Here is a 20,617-nt window from a genome sequence, read left to right as displayed (position 1 = left end):
CCGTTCAGCGCATCAACGTCTGCAGATTGAATGGATAGCGATACGACACCGGACGGCCCTTCGCCGAGAGCTTGCGAAAGCGCACGCCGTAGTCCGGGGATGTGCCCATGGCCAGCATTCGGCGGGCATGATCCTTGTCGATCAGTTGCAACAGCGAAATTTGCCGGTCGCGACCGCCGTACTGATTCAGATCGACGCCTTGCGCGTGATCGTGCAACTCGACCAGCGCCCAGCCACCGAGGGTGAAATGCCCGCCGAGCAATGCGCTCAGGCGACCGTCGACCATGGCTTGCAAGGCCTCGTGCGAGGTGTTGACCGCGCTGAACAATACGTCCTTGCCCGGCACCTTGCCGACCTCGGACGCGGCGCGCATCGCCCCGAAGGCCATTTCATCATTGGCCGCCCACACCAGTGACACGTCCGGGTAGCGAACCAGCAATTGCTTCGCCTGCTCGTAGGCCCGCTGTTGCGTCCAGCCGCCGTAGACCAGTTGGCGCAAACGCACTTGAGGATGCTCGGCCAGCGCTCGCTGCATACCTTTTTCGCGCAGTTGCGCCGAGGGCGTGATCTTCAGGCCGGAAAACGCCAGTAGGTCGATGCTTTCACCGGGCGCCACGGCTGGATGCAGACGAATCAGTTCCTTCATCATCAGGTAGCCGCCCTCCTCGTCATTGGGCACCAGGCTGCCGATGCGATCCGCGCGGTCGCTCACCAGCGCCTGCTGGTTGGGCGTCAGGGCCGAATTGACGATAAAGAGCTTCACACCGCTGTCGTTGGCCATGCGCAGAATCTGCGGCGCCACGTACTGTTCGTTGACGAACACCAGATAATCCGGGCGTTCAGGCCCCTGCAGGGCCAGTCGCGCCTGCGCCAGGGTCAGTTCCGGCTGGCGTTGGGCGTAGAGGATGCGCAGGTCGATGCCCAGATCCCGGGCGGCAGCCTGCATGAATTGCGAGTAGCTGACCCAGAACGCTTCCTGCGTCGAGCCCGGATTCAGGAACAGCACTGACTCTGCACGCGCGCAGGTACCGAAAACCGCGCCGAACAGCAGCAGGCTGAGGTGGAGAAGCTTGAACATGAATCATCCGGGCCCGAGGAAAAATGGCCGCGCATTATAGCCACTCATCGCCTGGCCTTTGGCGCTTCATCCCGCCTTTTGTCCGACAATCGTCGGAGGCGGGCCCGGACGAGTCGTTTTACTGATGGCTGACCCAAAACACCGCCGTTCCAACGACCAGAATGATCAGGAACAGAATGGCCCATGCATCGACGCTGCTATCGCTTTTCCTTGCCTTGGTTGGGTTGCTCATTGCATCGCCTCTTGTCGGTTTTATCGGTGATTGCAGAAAGACTCGACCACAGTTAAGACGATGATTGTCCGCACTACAAATGTGGGTTAGTTGACAGTGATTCTCGTTAGGCGATTTGGTTCTTTCCATATACTCAAACATCACTTTTGCGCATAACTGCAAACGGGTATATTGCCCCGGCTCCGTCATGGAGTGCGCGGCCGTGCGCGCAGAATTGCAGAGGAACCATCGGACTCCAGCAAGCGAAAACGCAGCGTTTTCCGAGTGGCCAAAGCCTGAGAACAGGACTTATATGTACGTATACGACGAGTACGATCAGCGGATCATCGAGGACCGCGTCAAGCAGTTCCGTGATCAGACCCGACGCTATCTGGCAGGTGAGCTGAGCGAAGAAGAATTCCGCCCCCTGCGCCTGCAAAATGGCCTGTATATCCAGCGTTTCGCGCCGATGTTGCGCGTGGCGGTGCCTTACGGCCAGCTGACTTCGCGTCAGATGCGCATGATGGCAAAAATCGCCCGCGACTATGACAAGGGCTACGCCCACATCAGTACCCGCCAGAACGTGCAGTTCAACTGGCCGGCGCTGGAAGACATCCCGGAGATTCTCGCCGAGCTGGCCACCGTGCAGATGCACGCGATCCAGACCAGCGGCAACTGCCTGCGCAACGTCACCACCGACCAGTTCGCCGGTGTCGCGTTCGATGAACTGATCGACCCGCGTCCGTGGTGCGAGATTGTTCGTCAATGGACGACCTTCCACCCGGAATTCGCTTACTTGCCGCGCAAGTTCAAGATCGCCGTCAACGGTTCGACCTCCGACCGTGCGGCCATCGAAGTCCACGACATCGGTCTTGAGCCGGTGCACAACGCTGCTGGCGAACTCGGTTTCCGCGTGCTGGTCGGCGGTGGTCTGGGCCGTACCCCGGTGGTCGGCGCGTTCATCAACGAATTCCTGCCATGGCAGGACCTGTTGAGCTACCTCGATGCCATCCTGCGGGTCTACAACCGCTACGGCCGTCGTGACAACAAATACAAGGCGCGGATCAAGATCCTCGTCAAGGCGTTGACTCCAGAAGTCTTCGCCCAGAAAGTCGATGCCGAGATGGAACACCTGCGCGGCGGCCAGACCACACTGACCGAAGCCGAAGTTCATCGCGTGGCCAAACACTTCGTCGACCCGGACTATAAGGCGCTGAGCAATCAAGACGCCGAACTGGCCGCCCTCGACAAAGAGCATCCGGGCTTCGCCCGCTGGCGCACCCGCAATACCCTGGCGCACAAGAAGCCGGGTTATGTGGCCGTGACCCTGTCCCTGAAGCCGACCGGCGTTGCGCCGGGCGACATCACCGACAAGCAGCTCGATGCCGTCGCCGACCTGGCCGACCGCTACAGCTTCGGTCAACTGCGCACCTCCCACGAGCAGAACATCATTCTGGCCGACGTCGAGCAGAGCCAGCTGTTCACCCTGTGGGGCGAACTGCGTGAAGGTGGCTTCGCCACGCCGAACATCGGCCTGTTGACCGACATCATCTGCTGCCCTGGCGGTGATTTCTGCTCCCTGGCCAACGCCAAGTCGATCCCGATCGCCGAATCGATCCAGCGCCGTTTCGACGACCTGGACTACCTGTTCGACATCGGTGAACTGGACCTGAACATCTCCGGTTGCATGAACGCCTGCGGTCACCACCACGTCGGCCACATCGGCATCCTCGGTGTGGACAAGAAAGGTGAAGAGTTCTACCAGGTCTCGCTCGGCGGCAGCGCCAGCCGTGACGCCAGCCTGGGCAAGATCCTCGGCCCGTCGTTCGCCCAGGACGACATGCCGGACGTGATCTCCAAGCTGATCGACGTGTACGTGGAACAGCGCACCGAAGACGAGCGCTTCATCGACACCTACCAGCGTATTGGCATCGACCTCTTCAAGGAACGCGTCTATGCAGCGAATCATTAAGAACAACGAGGTCGTCGACGAAACCTGGCACCTGCTGCCCAAGGATTTCAACATCGACGAAATCAGCAATTGCGACGACCTGATCGTCCCGTTGCAGCTGTGGCGTGAACACGCCCGCATGCTCAAGGCGCGCGATGGCGGTCTGGGTGTTTGGCTGGACGCCGATGAAGAAGCCGAAGAAATCGGTGACGACGTCAATGAGTTCCAGGTGATTGCCCTGAACTTCCCGGCGTTCACCGATGGTCGCAACTACTCCAACGCCCGCCTGCTGCGTGACCGTTACGGTTTCAAAGGCGAATTGCGGGCGATTGGCGACGTACTGCGCGACCAGCTGTTCTACATGCGCCGTTGCGGTTTCGATGCCTTCGCCCTGCGCGCAGACAAAGACCCGTACGACGCACTGGAAAGCCTCAAGGACTTCTCGGTGACCTATCAGGCCGCCACTGACGAACCGCTGCCGCTGTTCCGTCGCCGCTGATCGTACGTCTACCTCGAGCCCGCATCGGCGGGCTCGAGGTCGCTGTGTTATCCCTCTCTCGTTCCCAATCTGTTCGGGCCCGGCGTGACCGGCAAGCTCAGCCCTGGATGCCTCGCCAGTGCCGCATTGGTCAGCTGTTTGCGCAGTTCCAGGCTTTCATTTCTGAAGTTGTCGAAAATCGTCGTCATTTGCTGGCTGGCTGCCTCACGAGAAAGTCCGACTTGCGCTTCCAGTCGCGCAAACGCTAGAGCGCTGCGATCGAGAACGCTGGTAAATGCATCCTGACGTGTCGTCAGCAGATACTCGGCCCAGAACTCCTGCCTGCTGACTGACTCCGAGAGCTGCGTCGTCTGCTCGGCCCTGACCACCTCCAGGTAGGCGTGATCGATCTGCGCATCGGTCACCTCGGCATCCAGTGGCACATTCAGCTCTGTGGGTTGTGCCGGCAACGCCAGGCGTTGCGCCAGTCGCACCCGATAAATCAGGCTGATATCCAGTGCCTGACGTTGAGTGAAAGCTCCTGCGCGGGAACGCCGCGCGATATCGAGCAACGCCTGTTTTTCTACCTGCTGCAACCGGAACAGCCCGCGCAACAGACGAACCAGATCGCCTTCGAGCGTCTGTGTACCGGTGCGGGCCGCCGCCGCTGCCCGATAACACAGAACCCTGACCTCCAGATCGCTGAACAGTCCCGCAACATTGGGCGCATTGCTCCAGCCTGTGCGGGCCATGCGAAACAGTGCGCGACGCAACGAGTCGTCCTCGCAGGCAGCTTCCAGTACATTCCATACTCGCTGCCCGAGCTGTTCGCGGGTTCGGGCGTAATCGGACGTTTCACGCAGTTGCATGAGCACTTCAAAAAAGTCTCTCGAGTCCGGATCGGCCGACAGTGACGACAACACTTGCTTCGCCCGACCGATCTCCACCGTCGGCAAGCCGTTTACCCATCCCGCCCCTTCCCGATCACCGGCCAGTCGTGCGGTGCTGGTGTACTCAGTGATGGTGACGCCCAGACTTATACCTTGTGACTGCTGGTACGCAGCGATGGCTTGCAGGCTTTCTGTCGACAACGGATTGCCATCGATCGTGGTGCCCCGATTCAGTACCGCGCGGGAGGTGAACACGGAAGACGGGATATCGACGATCTGGTTGTTGCGCAGATCGACTGATTCCAGGTGCGCAAGCGCATCGGTCGCGGGCCATTGGGTAATGCCGGTGTTGCGCAGATTCAGGTGGCGCAGATTGCGCATCGCACTGACATCCGGAGTGCGCCCCAGGAGCGGGTTGAAGCCCAGATCCAGTGTGTGCAGGTGATGCTTGCCGGCCAGCTCTACAATCGTCTGCTGAGTAAGCCGGATACGGTTGTTGCTCAGATCCAGACCTGTCAGCCCCGGCATCTCCCCGATCGCGACAGGGATGCGTGTAAGTCCGTTTCCTGACAGGTTCAGCACCCTCAGTCCGGGAAAATTACGCAGAAACGTGTTCAACCCTGCACTGGCGCCAACGCGGCTCATTTCCAGCGCGGTGATGTGGGCAAAGTCACCGATAAGGGTCGGCATATCCCCCAACGGCACCGCATCGAGCGTCAGATTGTAGGTCGGATGCCTCGGGTGTGACGCGTCGCGGGTTTCCTTGCGCCACGCGCGCAGAATGGCTTGCATGGCCCGGGCCTTGCTGTGGACTGGAACCTTGAGCCTGGGCCCTTCTTCATCCTGATAATACGTGTCACGATGAGTCCAGCGCTCCAGGGTTTCCACCATCTTCCGGTATTGTTCGCGCAACCGCTCAAGCGATCTGATGGCCAACACTTCGTCGGCGCCCAGTGAGGTCACGAAACGTTTGATCTGTGCGGTTGATTGGGTCGGGTACAACTCCTGCGCTCGACGCACGAGCGCGGGCGAAATGCCCAGAGATGGACTTGAAGGTGCCGATTGTTCGTCTGTGACCTGTTCGATCCGGGGATCTGCCAGCCTCATGGGTGAACGGTAACTCGAGCGCACCGGTGCAATTTCCAGCACCTTGGCGAAGGCTTCGCGCCGCTGCAGCGCCAATGCAGTGATTTTCTGGCGCAAGCCCGTGCCGTCGACGTCCGTTTCAACGCCGATGGCCTTGCGACTGTGGGCAGGAAGGCTTTCCCACAGCGCCTGGAAAAAATTCGCCCGGGTGCGTGACGGATGACTGGAGACGCTATTGTTGCGCGCATCCTGAACCTGATAACGCTCGGCATAGGCTTCGACAAGCACTTTGTGTGTAGCGTCGCTCGGGCCAACGACGGCCCGCTGATCGGCGTACACACCCCAGTCCAGAATTTCGACAAATACATCGCCAGGCCAGCCCGGCAAATGGCTCAAGGTGTCGAGTACCAGCATGTCGGGATCGCGCCCACTGGCGGCGTCCAGATATAACCCCTCGTAAGCGCGGTTCAACCGCTGTACCAGCTGATAGCGCCTGGCCTCCTCGGCCAGACGCAACGGTACGATATCGGATTCAAGCTGCGCCCATTCACGCGCATCGGCGTGTTGTACCAGTTCGTCGGCAACACTGGCTGAAAGCCCTGGAAACGCCTTGATGATCGACTCGCCTCTGGAAAGCTCGCAAACGTCGGTCCGCCGGAACAACCGGTCCATCATCGCCATGCGCATCCGCGGCGCCAGCCCGGCAATGTGCTTGCCCAGTAACGCAATCTGGTTTTTCGAATCCACGGTGGCCGAACCCAGCAAGCGAGTGCGCTCACTGTCGCTGAGTGCCGCCAGGAGAGGTGCATAAAACTGACCGTTGCGAAGTGCATCCTCACTGAGGCTCACCTGGCGAGCAGTCTTGTCTGCGCCATAGCGTGTCACTTCGTTACCAGTGATGTCCTTCACAAGGATGGCCATGTCCTGTGGCCAGCGACCTGCCCCTGTCAGCAAATACAGCTGCAGATCGGCATCCGCCAATGAGGCGGACGCGGACGTTTCAATTTGCGCCATGAACTGACTGGCATCGGTGTCCGCACGAAAGCGCCTCACCGAGTCCGTGAGCATCGCCATTGGCTTGCCGCGTTCGACAAACAGCTTTTGCATGGCCGCCTGGCTGATCCCACTGGCCGCGATGACTTGCAGGGCACGGATGTCTGAAATCCTTTCCTCGCGAAAACCCAGGCGACGAAACAGGGTCAACGAACTCCAATCGTTCGGCAGCTCGGAGTCATGACGCCAGGCGCCAGCTCCATTGGTCTCAAGCAACGGTGAATAACGCCCGGGCAGTTGCGGGTCATGGACCTCCCACAGACCGGTGCCGGTAACCGGACGCACCGCGTAAGCATCGGGGCCCAGCGGCAAATAGCGGTTGTCTGCACGCCACACCAACCCTTGCGCATCCGCAGCAAGACTGCGCGGCAATGACTCGCGCTGACGGTAAGCCGCCATGTCCGGATTCCACAGGCGATAAGACATTGGGCCAGCCGGAACGCGCCGAAGTCCCTGCATGAAACTCGACGAACGCACGACTGTGTAGGCTTTGCCGACAGCAACACCGCCAGCGGCAAAACCCGCCATGAGGATCAGGTTTTCAAGCGTGTCGAACAGGCAATCGGTGGCATGTTCCTGGTCACCGTGGGCCCAACTGTCGAAGCCCTCGTAGATCTGACCGAGCAGCTGTATCCCGGCGACGGCACAAATGACCTCGCCAAGGACCGGCACGAAGGACACAAAGAACAACAGGGTATTCAGCCCGATGGCTTTATAGGAGTCTTGCCTGGCAAGGCGGGTTTTCTCGTCTTCATCATCCGTCGGCACCACCAGCAGGCGAGTATCGGCCAGAACCTGCGCCGCGCGGTGTTCGAACATCGCGAGAAACAGGTTCTGTCTTGCGTCACCCTGGAGATCGAGCCCTGAGAGCGGAAGAAAGGTCGTGGAAACGGGAAACTGGTTCGGTCGGGCTTTCAACAGTCGTACATCGAGCCCGGTGAGGAAAACCGAACGGTCTTTCATCTGGATAAAGCGCATGAAAAAACTGCGAAACTGCGAGTTGCGTAAACGCCCGCTCAACTCGAGCTCGAATTTCTGGAAGGTCGGGTATTCCTTGAGAGGATGATCGGGATCGCCAGGGGTGTAGATCACACAACGGTAATCGCCATCCGTATGTTCACTGACTGGACCGATGAACATCGGCCCCCTGAGCTGTACCCCGAGCATTTCAAGGCTTTGATAACCCAGGGTGTTCTTGCCCAGCTTAATTGAAGGATCCGAGTTCCTGACCGACTCAAGCATGTGGTAAACATCGGAACTGATATGCCCACGCATATAAGCGATATGCCGCTCGACATCGAACTGGTCACTGGAATAGGCGATAGCGGATTCCTGCAAGCTTGCGACCTCGCTGTCGCTACCGAAGAACCCTTCCACATGTTTCTGATATTGTTTACCCAGATCCAGATAACGGCAAAGCCTGGCAAATTCGTGAGGCTGTATCGACAATACCTTATTATTGCGCCCGGTTATCTGCTGCGGGATGTACAGCAAGGAACTCTCGTGATAAGTGCTGGCCAGGGTTTCCGACAATTCGAAATTCTCGCAGGCCGCGGTCAACAAATCGCGATTGATGGGCAGCACCAGTTTTCTGCGCAGCCCCAAGAGGCTGGACGTAGAGCGCACATGCTGAAATATCGCCCCTTCGACCTCAAAGTCTTCGCCCAGCTTCTCGGCCATGGCCTTGGCCAGCAGGGGCGTGCAAAAGCTCTGAGGGGATTTCAATGTGCGCAATTGTTCCAGCGCGGTTTGACGGGATTTGAAACTGGTCTTGAAACTTTCATAAAGATCGTTTCGGGCAGTTTCCGAAGACTCCAGCAACCAGCCAGGAATCTGTTTTTTATACAGGTCAAAAAAAACGCCCTGTTGAGCGGGCGTCATGACAGGCGAAATCGAATCACTCTTTTCAACATCCATGTTTAGCAACTTTATTTCTGAGAGGAGCTTTCAGAGTAAAGTTTCAGTCTCTTTCAATACAGCGCGATTAGTTGATGAATCAACCAACAAAACAACAACAATATGCAACTATAAAATAACTATATACCGCACCTTCTTCCGCTGAAAATGCAGCACGCCCGCGAGCCTGATTGCTCACGGGCGTGTGAAGTTTTTACCAGAAGCGCTGCTGAGTCAGCCGGCTCCACCAGCTCAGCAACACGCGATCAACCGAGCCGCTCGCCGCCATGCCGATACGCTCCTGCAGGCTTTTGCGTTCGGCGTAGTGCAGGTGATAGACCTCGGACTGCTTGGCACGCTCGGCCAGGTATTCATCGCTGGTCTTGAGCTCGTCGACCAGTTGCTTGTCCAGCGCCGCGATGCCGAGCCAGACTTCACCGGTGGCGACCTCGTCGATCGCCAGTTGCGGGCGATAACGGGCGACGAAGTTCTTGAACAGTTGGTGAGTGATGTCCAGGTCTTCCTGGAACTTCTCCCGGCCCTTCTCGGTGTTTTCGCCAAACACGGTCAGGGTGCGTTTGTATTCGCCGGCGGTCAGGACTTCGAAATCGATGTCGTGCTTTTTCAGCAGGCGGTTGACGTTGGGCAACTGCGCGACAACGCCGATGGAACCGAGGATGGCGAACGGCGCACTGATGATCTTCTCGCCGATGCACGCCATCATGTAGCCGCCGCTGGCCGCGACCTTGTCGATGCACACGGTCAACGGCACACCGGCTTCACGAACGCGCGCCAGTTGCGACGAGGCCAGGCCGTAGCTGTGCACCATGCCGCCGCCGCTTTCCAGACGCAGGACCACTTCGTCCTTCGGCGTGGCCAGGGTCAGCAGCGCGGTGATCTCGTGGCGCAGGCTTTCGGTGGCGGAAGCCTTGATGTCGCCGTCGAAGTCCAGCACGAACACCCGAGGCTTGGCGTCGGGTTTCTTCTTCTGTTTCTTCTCGGATTTGGCCTGGCCCTTGCGCAAGGCCTTGAGCTGATCCTTGTCGAGCAGGGTCTGCTCCAGCCGCTCACGCAGGCCTTTATAGAAATCGTTGAGCTTGCTGACCTGCAACTGGCCTGCGGATTTGCGCCGGCCCTTGCTGCGCAACGCAGCAAAACTCGCCAGCACCACCAGAATGGCGATGACCAGCGTCACGGTCTTGGCCAGGAAACTGGCGTATTCAGTGAAAAACTCCACAGTGACTCCTTCAAACGATGCGCGGTCGTGAAACACACGCGGGAATTGGCTCCAGCATACCCATGCACCGGCCCGTCGGCCAGCCGTGAAACCTCTGGCAACAAGGCTGGAACGGGCATTTCAAACAAGCGTATGTTTTTTCATTGACAGCTCACCGTCATCCCCATAACCTCGCCACAACCTTCAACGTACCGGGATGACGCGGACGTGGGCAGCATCTACTTGATTCGACATGGCCAGGCCTCCTTTGGTGCAGACGACTATGACGTCCTGTCGCCGACCGGTGTACGCCAGGCAGAAATCCTCGGCCGTCACCTCGCCGAACTCGGAATCAGCTTCGACCGCTGCCTGTCGGGCGACCTGCGCCGCCAGCAACACACGGCCAACAGCGCGCTGGAACAGTTCGCCGCTGTCGGCCTGCCGGTACCGGCTCTGGAAATCGATTCGGCTTTCAACGAATTCGACGCCGACGCCGTGATCCGCGCCCTGCTCCCGGCCATGCTGCCGGAAGAACCCGAAGCACTGGAAATCCTGCGCAACGCCGCGCAAAACCGTGGCGAGTTCCAGCGCATCTTCGCCCTGATCATCGAGCGCTGGCTCGCCGGCACCTATGACACACCGGGCCTGGAAAGCTGGCTGGGTTTCGTCGAAAGGGTACAGGCCGGGCTGCAGCGGATTCTTGAACAGGCCGACAACACCCAGAAAATCGCGGTGTTCACCTCCGGTGGCACCATCACCGCCCTGCTCCACCTCATTACTCAAATGCCTGCCCGGCAGGCCTTTGAACTGAACTGGCAAATCGTCAACACCTCGCTCAACCAGCTGAAGTTCCGCGGTCGCGAGGTGGCTCTGGCTTCCTTCAACAGTCATGCACATTTGCAACTGCTGAAGGCCCCGGAACTCATCACGTTTCGCTGAGTCCGGATTACTGTGACCCTGCTGCAATCAACCAAAAAGGATCGAACCATGACCTCCGTAGCTGATGCCGTAAAAGCAATGCAAGCCAAGTTCAACCCAGCCGCCGCTGCCGGTCTGGATCTGGTCTTCGGTTTCAACATCACTGACGAAGACAAGCAATACGCCCTGATCGTCAAAGACGGCACCTGCGACATCCAGGAAGGCGAAAACCCGGACGCCAACTGCACGCTGGTGCTGGACAGCGAAACCCTGAAAGGTATCGTCAGCGGCGAAACCGACGGCATGCAGGCTTTCATGGGCGGCAAGCTGCGCGTTGAAGGCGACATGATGCTGTCGATGAAACTGTCCGAGCTGTTCCCGGCTTAAGACCGCAGCCAGTCTGCAAACAAATCCCGCCCCTGTGGCGGGATTTGTCGTTTCAGGCGTTTACACCGGCAAACGACGCCGCCAGCAGCTCCCGCGTATACGGGTGTCGGGCCGAATGAAACAACCCGGCCGTTTCCCCACGCTCCACCACTTCGCCATCCTTCATCACGATCAGATCGTGGGCCAGCGCCCGCACCACCGCCAGGTCATGACTGATGAACAGATAAGTCAGACCGTGCTCCTCCTGCAATCGGCGCAACAGCGCGACGATCTGTTTCTGCACCGTGCGATCCAGCGCCGAGGTCGGCTCATCCAGCAGAATCAGATCCGGCTTCAAGACCAGCGCCCGAGCGATGGCGATGCGTTGCCGTTGCCCGCCGGAAAACTCGTGGGGATAGCGATGACGCGTCGCCGGGTCGAGCCCGACTTCCTTCAAAACATCGATCACGGCCTGTTCGCGCGCCTGCGCATTCAAGCCGCTGTGCACCTGCAATCCCTCGGCAATGATCTGCTCCACGCACAGGCGCGGGCTGAGGCTGCCGAACGGATCCTGAAACACCACTTGCAGGCGTTTGCGCAGCGGGCGCAATTGTTTACCGCTCAGTTGCTCAAGCGCCTCACCCTTGAAGCGGATGCTGCCGTCGGCGTCGATCAGGCGCAGGATCGCCTGACCCAGCGTGGATTTACCCGATCCCGACTCACCGACAATGCCCAGAGTCTTTCCCCGTTGCAGGTTCAGATCGATGCCATTGACCGCGTGCAGATACGACTTGGCCCGCAGCCACCCGCCGCCCAGAGGAAAACGCACATTCAGATTGCGAACCTCGAGCAAATCCTCCGCCGCATCCCGGCACAACGCCGCGCCACCGGGTTCGGCGTTGAGCAATTCGATGCTGTAGGGATGCTGCGGCGCGCGGAACAATTGCTCGCAGCTTGCCTGTTCGACGATTTCGCCCGCGCGCATCACCGCCACCCGCTGGGCGATGGTGCGCACCAGATTCAAGTCGTGGCTGATGATCAGCAGTGCCATGCCCAGCCGTTGTTGCAGTTCCTTGAGCAGCAACAGAATCTTGCGTTGCACCGTGACGTCGAGGGCCGTGGTCGGCTCATCGGCGATCAGCAACTGCGGCTCGCACGCCAGCGCCATGGCGATCATCACCCGCTGCCGCTGCCCGCCGGAGAGCTGATGCGGATACGCTTTCAGCCGCTCACGCGGACGCTGAATGCCGACCAGTTCCAACAACTCCAGAATCCGCTTGCGCGCCGCCGCGCCCGCCAGGCCTTTGTGCAGCGCCAGGCTTTCGCCGAGTTGCCGCTCGATGCTGTGCAACGGATTTAGAGAACTCATCGGCTCCTGAAAAATCATCGCGATGCGGTTGCCGCGCAGTTGCCGCAAGTAACGCTCGTGCACACCCAGCAATTCTTCGCCGCCGTAGCGGATGCTGCCGTCGATCTGCGTGATGTTCGGGTCCAGCAGTTGCAGGATGCTGTGGGCCGTCACCGACTTGCCGGAACCCGACTCGCCCACCAGCGCCAGACATTCCCCCGGGCAAATGTCGAGGTCGATGCCGTGCACCACTTCCTGCCCTTTGAACGCCACCCGCAAGTCGCGTATTTCGATCAGATGTTCACGCATATCAAGTCCTGGGGTCGAAAGCATCACGGCAGGCTTCGCCGATGAATACGAGTAAAGAAAGAATCAGCGCCAGGGCAAAAAATGCCGTCAGCCCCAACCACGGTGCTTGCAGATTGTTCTTGCCCTGACCGATCAACTCACCGAGCGAAGCGCTGCCGGCGGGCATGCCGAAGCCGAGAAAATCCAGCGCCGACAACGTCGCAATCGCTCCGGTCAGAATGAACGGCAGGTACGTCAGCGTCGCACTCATGGCATTGGGCAGAATGTGCCGCACGATCACCTGCGCATCGCCGACACCCAGCGCCCGCGCCGCTTTCACGTACTCGAGCCCCCGGCTGCGCAGGAACTCGGCGCGCACCACGTCCACCAGACTCAGCCAGGAAAACAGCGCCATGATCCCCAGCAACCACCAGAAATTCGGCTCGACGAAGCCCGACAGAATGATCAGCAGATAGAGCACCGGCAGCCCCGACCAGACCTCCAGCAGACGCTGGCCGAGCAAGTCGACCCAGCCGCCGTAATAGCCCTGCAAAGCACCGGCAGCGATACCGATCAACGCACTCACCGCCGTCAACGCCAGGGCGAACAACAGCGAGACCCGCGTGCCGAATATCACCCGCGCCAGCACATCCCGCGCCTGATCGTCGGTGCCCAGCCAGTTTTCAGTAGTGGGCGGACTCGGGGCCGGTTCGGTGAGGTCGTAGTTGGCCGTGTCGTAGCCGAACGGGATCGGCGCAAACCACATCCGTCCGCCCTGCCCCTCGATCAGTTCACGTACCTGGGCACTGCGGTAGTCGGGCTGGAACGGCAGCTCACCGCCGAAATCCTGCTCGGTGTAGCGCTTGAACGCCGGGAAATACCATTCGCCCTGATATGTCACCAGCAGCGGTTTGTCATTGGCGACCAGTTCGCCGCCCAGGCTCAGGCCGAACAGCGCAAGAAACAGCCACAACGACCACCAGCCGCGCCGATGGGCCTTGAACCGCGCCCACCGGCGCTGTCCGATTGGAGAAAGCGTCAGCATCAGGCAGCCCTCGCGGTGAAGTCGATGCGCGGATCGACCAGCGTGTAGCACAGGTCGCCAAGCAGTTTTATCAGGAGCCCGAACAGGGTGAAGATGAACAGCGAACCGAACACCACCGGGTAATCCCGCGACACCGCCGCTTCGTAGCTCAGGCGGCCGAGACCGTCGAGGGAGAAGATCACTTCGATCAGCAACGAGCCGCCGAAAAACACCGTGACCAATGCTTGAGGCAATCCGGCCACCACCAGCAGCATCGCGTTGCGAAACACATGCCCGTACAACACCTGTCGTTCACTCAGGCCTTTGGCCCGGGCGGTGACCACGTACAGCCGCGAGATCTCGTTGAGAAAGCTGTTCTTGGTCAGGATCGTCAGCGTCGCGAATCCGCCGATCACCAGCGCACTGACCGGCAACACCAGATGCCAGAAGTAATCGGCGACCTTGCCCCACAGCGACAGCTCGGCGAAGTTGTCCGAGACCAGCCCGCGCACCGGAAACCAGTCCAGCGCCGTACCGCCGGCGAACACCACGATCAGCAGCAGCGCAAACAGAAAACCGGGCATCGCATAGCCGATGATGATCGCCGCGCTGCTCCAGACATCGAACGCCGAGCCGTTGTGCACCGCCTTGCGAATGCCCAGCGGAATCGATACCAGATAAGTGATCAGCGTCGCCCACAATCCCAGCGACAAGGTCACCGGCAGCTTCTGCCAGATCAACTCGGTCACCGTCGCACCCCGGAAAAAACTCTTGCCGAAATCCAGTTGCGCGTAGCTCTTGAGCATCAGCCACAAACGCTCGCCGGCACTTTTGTCGAAGCCGTACTGGCGTTCGATTTCGGCCACCAGTTTCGGGTCCAGGCCACGGGTCGCGCGGGACTCGCCGCCAATGCTCTCGACATGACTGGCACCCACCGCCGCACCGACACCAATCCCCTGCAATCGGGCGATGGCCTGCTCGACCGGGCCACCGGGCGCGGCCTGCACGATGACGAAGTTCACCAGCAGAATCGCCAGCAAGGTCGGCACGATCAGCAGCAGACGCCGCAGGCTATAACCCCACATGGGCGTACTCCTTTTGCTGTTGCTGCATCTGCGTCGAGGTCAGCGCGGTCGGGCTGATTTCCCACCAGGTGTCGAGGCCGGCGTCGTACAGCGGCGCAATCGCCGGGCGACCGAAACGGTTCCACCACACCGTGGAAATCCCCGGCGGGTAATAGTTGGGAATCCAGTAATAGCCCCACTGCAACACCCGATCCAGGGCATGGGCGTGGCGCAGCAGGCTCTCGCGATTGTCGGCCTGGACCACGCCTTCAAGCAGCGCATCCACCGCCGGGTCGCGCAGCACCATGTAGTTGTTGGAGCCAGGATCATCGGCGCCGTCGGAGCCGAAATAGTTGAACAGCTCGCGCCCCGGCGCCTGACTCACCGGGTAACCGACCACGATCATGTCGTAGTCACGGCTGCGCACCCGGTTGGTGTATTGCGCGGTGTCGACCTGACGAATATCGAAACCGATGCCGATCTGCGCCAGGTTGCGCTTGAAGGGAAGCAGCAGGCGCTCGAAGCCCTTCTGGCCGTTGAGGAAAGTGAATTGCAACGGTTCGCCGGCAGCATTCACCAGTTGATCGCCCCGAGGTTTCCAACCAGCAGCCTCCAGCAATTTCAGCGCCTGCAACTGTTGCGCACGAATGTTGCCGCTACCGTCGGTGCGCGGCGCCTCGAACACCTGGCTGAAGACTTCATCGGGAATCTTGCCGCGCCACGGTTCGAGGATTTTCAGTTCTTCGGCATCCGGCAATTCGGTGGCGGACAACGCGCTGTGGGAAAAGAAGCTGCGCTGGCGCAGGTACATGCTGCGCATCATCTGCCGGTTGCTCCATTCGAAATCCCAGAGCATGGCAATCGCCTGCCGGACCCGGCGATCCTGAAACACCGGCTTCTGCAGATTGAACGCAAACCCCTGGGTACCTTGCGCGGCCCCGGGTGCAAGATGTTCGCGCAGCAACTTGCCCTGCTCCAGCGCCGCCCCGGCATAACCGATGGTGTAACTGGTGGCGGAGAACTCGCGGTTGTAATCGAAGCCGCCGGCCTTGAGCACTTGTCGCGACACGTCGGTGTCGGCGAAAAACTCCACGCTCAACTGATCGAAGTTATAGAGCCCGCGCGTGATCGGCAGATCACTGGCCCACCAATCCTTGATCCGCTGGAATTTCACGCTGCGCCCGGCGTCCACCGCGCTGACCTTGTACGGCCCGCTGCCCGGTGGAATCTCGAAGCCTGCGCCATCGGCGAAATTGCGCGTGCGCCACCAATGCTCGGGCAACACCGGCAACGTCGCCAGATCCAGCGGCAAGGTCCGGCTCTCGTTGTTCTTGAACACGAATCGCACCTGGGTCGGCGACTCGACCTGCACCTCGGCGACATCGCGAAACTGCTGGCGATACTTGAGGCTGCCCTGAGTGGTGAACAGCTCGAAGGTGTAGCGCACGTCTTCGGCGGTGATCGGCGTGCCGTCCTCGAACTGTGCCTTGGGGTTGAGGTAAAAGCGCAGCCAGCGCCGGTCCGCGTCCAGCTCCATCCGTTGCGCGACCAGGCCGTAGACGCTGTAAGGCTCGTCCTTGCTGCGATAGGCCAGCGGCGCATAGAGCCAGCCGTCGATGTCGGCAACGCCGGTGCCTTTGTCGATGTAGGGAATCAGGTGATCGAACGGGCCGCTCTCCAGCGAAGAGCGGCGCAAGGTTCCACCCTTGGGCGCATCGGGGTTGGCGTAGGCCAGGTGCTGGAAGTCCGGGGCGTATTTCGGGGCTTCGCCGTAGACCGTGAGGGCGTGTTGGGGCGCCGCGAACAGCGCCGGGCTCAGCAACAGACCGACGCTGAACAGAATGACTCTGGAAAACATGGGCAGATCCTTTCACCACGTGCCTGCCTGACTGTGATGTGCAACAGGCCGGGCCTTTTTATAGGGCGGGGTTTAGAACGATGTGTTACTAAAACCCGCCCTGACCGATCTTTCTCAGAACTTGTAATTGACCCGCGTGTACAACGTGCGGCCAAACGGGTCGCCGTATTTCGGGTCATAGCCGCTCTGGAACGTGTAGGTCTGGTTACTGAATGGCGGCTCGCGGTCGAACAGGTTTTTCACCCCGAGGGTCACCGCCAGGGTCTTGCGCCAGGTGTAGGTACCGGCCACGTCCCAGACGTTGTACGAGCCCACGTAATCGTGAGTCTCACGATCCGAGTCGTGGTAACCGCTGGTGTAGCGGTTGGTCAGGCTTGCGCCGAGCGGGCCGTAGTTCCAGCTGCCGGTCAGGCTGTGACGCCAGCGGGCCACGGCGCCGGCCGAGGCAAAGTCGCCGCCGCGAAAATCGCCGAGCTTGTCGATGTAGTCGCCCTTGAGCTGCTGTTGATAGTCGTAACGGGTGACGTAAGTGCCTTGCAGGCCGATGCCGAAATCGCCGTACGGTGTGCTCGGCAGTCGATAGTCGAAGCTCACGTCGACGCCGTTGGTCTTGATCTTGCCGAGGTTGGCCAGGCCAGTGACGATGTGATCGATGGAGCCATCAGGCTTGCGGATCAGGCGCTCCGGGTACAGCTCCGGGTTCTCGAACACCGCCGATTCGGGGAACTCGGCGATCTGGTTGGCGATGTCGATCCACCAGAAATCCAGCCCGGTGGTCAGGCGATCGAACGGCTGGTAAACGAAACCGAGGGTGACGTTGCGTGCGGTTTCCGGACTCAGGTCCTTATTGCCGCCGGTCCGGCTGTTGAACTGCTGAGCGCAGTCGCGGTTGGCAATCCCGCCGTTGCTCGGGTTGCCACCGGCACACAGCCGGGGGTCGTTGTAATTGGCGACGGTGAACGTGGTGAAGTTCGGGTTGTACAACTCGTACAGCGACGGCGCGCGGAAGCCTTCACTGTAGGCGCCGCGAACCACCAGTTCCTTGAAGGGCTGGAAGCGGAAAGAGTATTTCGGGTTGGTGGTGCTGCCGAAATCGCTGTACTTGTCGTGGCGCACAGCGGCGGACAGTTCCAGGCTGTCGAGCACCGGCACGTTGACCTCGGCGTATTGGGCCGAGACGCTGCGATCGCCCTCCACACTGCCGTTGGGATCGACTCCCAAGCTCTGCACGTCGCCGGCAAACGCAGCGAAATCCTGGTGGAAGTCTTCCTTGCGATATTCACCGCCCAATGCCAACGCCGAAGGCCCTGCACCGAACCAGTCGCCTATCTCGCGGCTGATGCGCCCGTCAATCGCCTTGACCCGGCCCACCGCCGTCGCGTAATCGCCGTCTACCTCATTGGCCGCCAGCAACGCAGAACCGGCAGCGGTCTGCGGACCAAACGGGTTGATCACACCGTCGGCAATGCCCTGGCTGACAGCGCGGTCGTTCACATAACCGCTGCGAATCGTGTTGACCACCTTGTTCTGGTTGTAAGACGCGCCGAGGTTGTAATCCCACCCCACCAGCGTGCCGTCGAAGCTCAACAGCAGGCGCTGACCAGTATTGTCATCTTCATGCTGACGGGCACCGACGGCGGTTTCACGCCAGTTCACGTCCACCGGTTGCGTCGGGTCGAGGGCAAAACCGCTCGGCCCGGGCGTAACGCCGTTACCCGGATAGAACGCGGTGCCAGGATTGACCTGATTGCCCATCAAAGTGCCGGGGCCGATCTGCGTCCGATTTTCGTTGCGCGCCCAGAAGTATTCGAGGCTGACGTTGTGATCGTCCGACAGCTTGCCGGTGGCCTTGGCGAAGGCCGAGGTCTTCTCGGTTTCCGGCACCAGATCGAGGTAATTCCACAGGCTCTGGCGGCAGATGCCGTTGCGTGACAGCAGCCCCGGCGCATTGCAACCGGAGCCGGCCAACGGGTTGGTGGCGTTGCTGCCCTGGCTCCAGTTGGCGGGCGATGCCGTACCGGAGGTGTAATCCAGACCGCGCCCCGGCTGGTAGTTATAGGTGTAACCACGATCGTCGGCGGCCAGGCGATTCTGCTTGTCGTAGCTCACCACACCGAAAACGTTGAAGCGATCGTCCTGCAAATCACCAAAACCCCAACTGCCGCTGAAGTTGCGGCTTTCACCGCCACCGGAATGGGTCGGCGTGTCGTAATTGGTGCTGATCTGGCCTTCGGTGAGGCTGGTCTTGGTGATGAAGTTGATCACCCCGCCGATGGCATCGGTGCCGTAAAGCGCCGAGGCTCCGTCGCGCAGCACCTCCACCCGGTCGATAGCGGCGAACGGGATGGTGTTGAGATCGACGCCGGAGCCGTTGATCGCATTTGTCGCGTTGTTGCTCAGACGCCGACCGTTGAGCAGCACCAGGGTCTTGTTCGGGCCAATGCCACGCAAGTCGGCGTAAGACGCCCCACCGCTGCTCGAACCCACCGAGCGCCCGGAGCCCACCGAAGACTGGTTGGCCGAGATGCGGTTGACCAGCTCCTCAGTGGTGGTCACGCCCTGCTTCTGCAACTCCTCGACCCGCAGGATGGTGACCGGTACGGCGGTTTCGGCATCGACCCGACGAATCGCGGTGCCGGTGACTTCGACCCGTTGCAACTGGGTGGTCGGTTCTGTAGCACGGCTGTCGGCAGCAATCGCCGGCAATGTGTTGATCGCCAGCAGCAAGGCCAGGCTCAAAGGGGATTTAACGGGTGAAAAATGGATCATGAACAGCCATCCCTGCGTTTTGGTTTATGCAGGGATGTGCGATGGCGGATGTTGATTTATAGGGCGCGATTTAGACCGTTGGGTGCTGAGGTTATGCAAAACCGGCAAGTCGACTCATCAGGTCAAAACCGCTTCTTTGAGCAACCGGGTATCCAGCCCAAACCGCTCTTGGGAGACCATCCTGAATTGCCCCTCCGCCAGATCGCAGCTCACCAGTAAATTCCACGAGTGCCGGGTGGCTGCCGATGGAATCAGTACAAACGGATGCTCGGCCAGTAAAGCGTCGGCGAACAATCGCTGATTGGGTGACGGCCGTGCAGGGCTCAACCAGTAAGGGTTCGGCACTTCTTCGGGCTGCACGATTTTCACCTTCGCGTCGCTGATGACCTCAAAACATGTCAATACATAAGGCTCGCGGTCCAAGGCATCAAAACTGTTGTTTGCTGCCACCTCCAGAATGGCCGAGGACGGATCGACTGACGCGTAGACGACGCGTCGTCCGGGTCTATTCCATCGGCCGCCATTCAGCTTTGAACCAATCCCCTTGTCCCAGGTACCGCCATAAACCTCGCGATCCAGCCGCCACGCATACCAATGCTCGTCCCACGGCAAGGGGTTCATGGGTAAACCCCGTAGATAAGCTGCTGCAAATACTGCTCGACCATCTGAAAACCCAATGGATGCAGGGTCAATTCCAGCGGCACATGACCGTAAAAATAGGTAGAGGGTTTCTGCAGCCAGTCCTCCGCCCGTGGTTGCCCCCCGAAGGCCCGAATGGCCAACTCCAGCACCAATGCATATTGGTAGGCGATGACACTCTGCTGCGGGTCAAGCCGTACCGGTTTGCCTTCCTTCAGCAGCCGCCTTACCGTTCTGACCGACTTGCCAGTGATGAGTTTGACCATGTCGCCTTGCTGGTAAAGCTCGGAGGTTGAAAGCATGTCGACGACGTCGTTCAGCTCGAAACCTTCATCGGTAAGCTGAACAATCAGCAGGGCGTCATCACCGATGTTCCGGCCATGCACGAGCAATTCGACCGGCTTGCCCTCGATCTTCTTCAAACCCGCCAACCGGGGTACTTTTGCGCTGGGCAAGGCGACATCCTCCATGGGGCACCTGGCAC

Annotated in this window: 14 protein-coding genes; 4 read left to right on the top strand and 10 right to left on the bottom strand. The window is 60.1% G+C overall.

What is annotated here, in order from left to right:
• Nucleotides 1-4 precede the first annotated feature (4 nt).
• Nucleotides 5-1,078 carry an ABC transporter substrate-binding protein gene (locus K5E37_RS19590; RefSeq protein WP_221534892.1) on the bottom strand — a complete coding sequence of 358 codons (1,074 nt, stop codon included), beginning with the start codon at nt 1,076-1,078 and terminating at the stop codon, nt 5-7.
• 524 nt (nt 1,079-1,602) lie between these two features.
• Here K5E37_RS19590 and K5E37_RS19585 point away from each other — a divergent pair.
• On the top strand, nt 1,603-3,261 hold the full coding sequence (locus K5E37_RS19585; protein ID WP_127798329.1) for a nitrite/sulfite reductase: 1,659 nt from the start codon (nt 1,603-1,605) through the stop codon (nt 3,259-3,261).
• Nucleotides 3,245-3,739: a DUF934 domain-containing protein gene (locus K5E37_RS19580; RefSeq protein WP_007959510.1), complete on the top strand. Its 495-nt coding sequence runs from the start codon at nt 3,245-3,247 to the stop codon at nt 3,737-3,739. Before K5E37_RS19585 ends, K5E37_RS19580 begins: the two co-directional genes overlap by 17 nt.
• A gap of 47 nt (nt 3,740-3,786) precedes the next feature.
• Here the strand turns inward: K5E37_RS19580 and K5E37_RS19575 are convergent, their stop codons facing one another.
• Both K5E37_RS19575 and sohB read right to left on the bottom strand, forming a co-directional pair.
• Nucleotides 3,787-8,664, bottom strand: a complete 4,878-nt coding sequence (locus K5E37_RS19575) for an NEL-type E3 ubiquitin ligase domain-containing protein (protein WP_221534891.1) — start codon at nt 8,662-8,664, stop codon at nt 3,787-3,789.
• Nucleotides 8,665-8,857: 193 nt separating this feature from the next.
• Nucleotides 8,858-9,880: a protease SohB gene (gene sohB, locus K5E37_RS19570; protein ID WP_085603233.1), complete on the bottom strand. Its 1,023-nt coding sequence runs from the start codon at nt 9,878-9,880 to the stop codon at nt 8,858-8,860.
• Nucleotides 9,881-10,087: 207 nt separating this feature from the next.
• Here sohB and K5E37_RS19565 point away from each other — a divergent pair, with 207 nt between their 5' ends.
• Together K5E37_RS19565 and K5E37_RS19560 are read left to right on the top strand one after the other, a co-directional pair.
• Entirely contained in the window at nt 10,088-10,798 is a 711-nt protein-coding gene (locus tag K5E37_RS19565; RefSeq protein WP_007959503.1) for a histidine phosphatase family protein, read from the top strand.
• A 48-nt stretch (nt 10,799-10,846) separates the two neighbouring features.
• Nucleotides 10,847-11,164, top strand: a complete 318-nt coding sequence (locus K5E37_RS19560) for an SCP2 sterol-binding domain-containing protein (RefSeq protein WP_007959502.1) — start codon at nt 10,847-10,849, stop codon at nt 11,162-11,164.
• A 52-nt stretch (nt 11,165-11,216) separates the two neighbouring features.
• Here the strand turns inward: K5E37_RS19560 and K5E37_RS19555 are convergent, their stop codons facing one another.
• The 7 genes from K5E37_RS19555 to K5E37_RS19525 all read right to left on the bottom strand — a co-directional run bounded on the left by K5E37_RS19555 (nt 11,217) and on the right by K5E37_RS19525 (nt 20,603).
• On the bottom strand, nt 11,217-12,800 hold the full coding sequence (locus K5E37_RS19555; protein ID WP_221534890.1) for an ABC transporter ATP-binding protein: 1,584 nt from the start codon (nt 12,798-12,800) through the stop codon (nt 11,217-11,219).
• Nucleotide 12,801: 1 nt separating this feature from the next.
• A complete protein-coding gene (locus K5E37_RS19550) occupies nt 12,802-13,824 on the bottom strand; it encodes an ABC transporter permease (RefSeq protein ID WP_221534889.1) in 1,023 nt (340 codons plus the stop codon).
• Nucleotides 13,824-14,888, bottom strand: a complete 1,065-nt coding sequence (locus K5E37_RS19545) for a microcin C ABC transporter permease YejB (protein WP_221534888.1) — start codon at nt 14,886-14,888, stop codon at nt 13,824-13,826. Before K5E37_RS19545 ends, K5E37_RS19550 begins: the two co-directional genes overlap by 1 nt.
• On the bottom strand, nt 14,875-16,725 hold the full coding sequence (locus K5E37_RS19540; protein WP_221534887.1) for an extracellular solute-binding protein: 1,851 nt from the start codon (nt 16,723-16,725) through the stop codon (nt 14,875-14,877). The genes K5E37_RS19545 and K5E37_RS19540 overlap by 14 nt, the downstream gene beginning before the upstream one ends.
• Nucleotides 16,726-16,839: 114 nt before the next feature.
• Entirely contained in the window at nt 16,840-19,494 is a 2,655-nt protein-coding gene (locus K5E37_RS19535) for a TonB-dependent receptor (RefSeq protein WP_221534886.1), read from the bottom strand.
• A gap of 117 nt (nt 19,495-19,611) precedes the next feature.
• Nucleotides 19,612-20,115, bottom strand: a complete 504-nt coding sequence (locus K5E37_RS19530; protein ID WP_127798339.1) for an RES family NAD+ phosphorylase — start codon at nt 20,113-20,115, stop codon at nt 19,612-19,614.
• On the bottom strand, nt 20,112-20,603 hold the full coding sequence (locus K5E37_RS19525) for an antitoxin Xre/MbcA/ParS toxin-binding domain-containing protein (protein WP_221534900.1): 492 nt from the start codon (nt 20,601-20,603) through the stop codon (nt 20,112-20,114). The genes K5E37_RS19530 and K5E37_RS19525 overlap by 4 nt, the downstream gene beginning before the upstream one ends.
• Nucleotides 20,604-20,617: the final 14 nt, after the last annotated feature.

This window comes from Pseudomonas sp. RIT778 (assembly GCF_019718735.1).
GTDB classification, from domain to species: Bacteria; Pseudomonadota; Gammaproteobacteria; order Pseudomonadales; family Pseudomonadaceae; genus Aquipseudomonas; species Aquipseudomonas aphyarum.
Note: the sequence above shows the minus strand (reverse complement) of the source record. Positions and strands in the feature narration are given on the sequence as shown.

Coding starts and splice junctions, on each gene's coding strand:
- K5E37_RS19545 (WP_221534888.1), bottom strand. CDS start 14,888: ATGTGGGGTTATAGCCTGCGGCGTCTGCTGCTGATCGTGCCGACCTTG.
- K5E37_RS19555 (WP_221534890.1), bottom strand. CDS start 12,800: ATGCGTGAACATCTGATCGAAATACGCGACTTGCGGGTGGCGTTCAAA.
- K5E37_RS19550 (WP_221534889.1), bottom strand. CDS start 13,824: ATGCTGACGCTTTCTCCAATCGGACAGCGCCGGTGGGCGCGGTTCAAG.
- K5E37_RS19585 (WP_127798329.1), top strand. CDS start 1,603: ATGTACGTATACGACGAGTACGATCAGCGGATCATCGAGGACCGCGTC.
- K5E37_RS19540 (WP_221534887.1), bottom strand. CDS start 16,725: ATGTTTTCCAGAGTCATTCTGTTCAGCGTCGGTCTGTTGCTGAGCCCG.
- K5E37_RS19535 (WP_221534886.1), bottom strand. CDS start 19,494: ATGATCCATTTTTCACCCGTTAAATCCCCTTTGAGCCTGGCCTTGCTG.
- K5E37_RS19560 (WP_007959502.1), top strand. CDS start 10,847: ATGACCTCCGTAGCTGATGCCGTAAAAGCAATGCAAGCCAAGTTCAAC.
- K5E37_RS19530 (WP_127798339.1), bottom strand. CDS start 20,115: ATGAACCCCTTGCCGTGGGACGAGCATTGGTATGCGTGGCGGCTGGAT.
- K5E37_RS19525 (WP_221534900.1), bottom strand. CDS start 20,603: ATGGAGGATGTCGCCTTGCCCAGCGCAAAAGTACCCCGGTTGGCGGGT.
- K5E37_RS19590 (WP_221534892.1), bottom strand. CDS start 1,078: ATGTTCAAGCTTCTCCACCTCAGCCTGCTGCTGTTCGGCGCGGTTTTC.
- K5E37_RS19580 (WP_007959510.1), top strand. CDS start 3,245: ATGCAGCGAATCATTAAGAACAACGAGGTCGTCGACGAAACCTGGCAC.
- K5E37_RS19575 (WP_221534891.1), bottom strand. CDS start 8,664: ATGGATGTTGAAAAGAGTGATTCGATTTCGCCTGTCATGACGCCCGCT.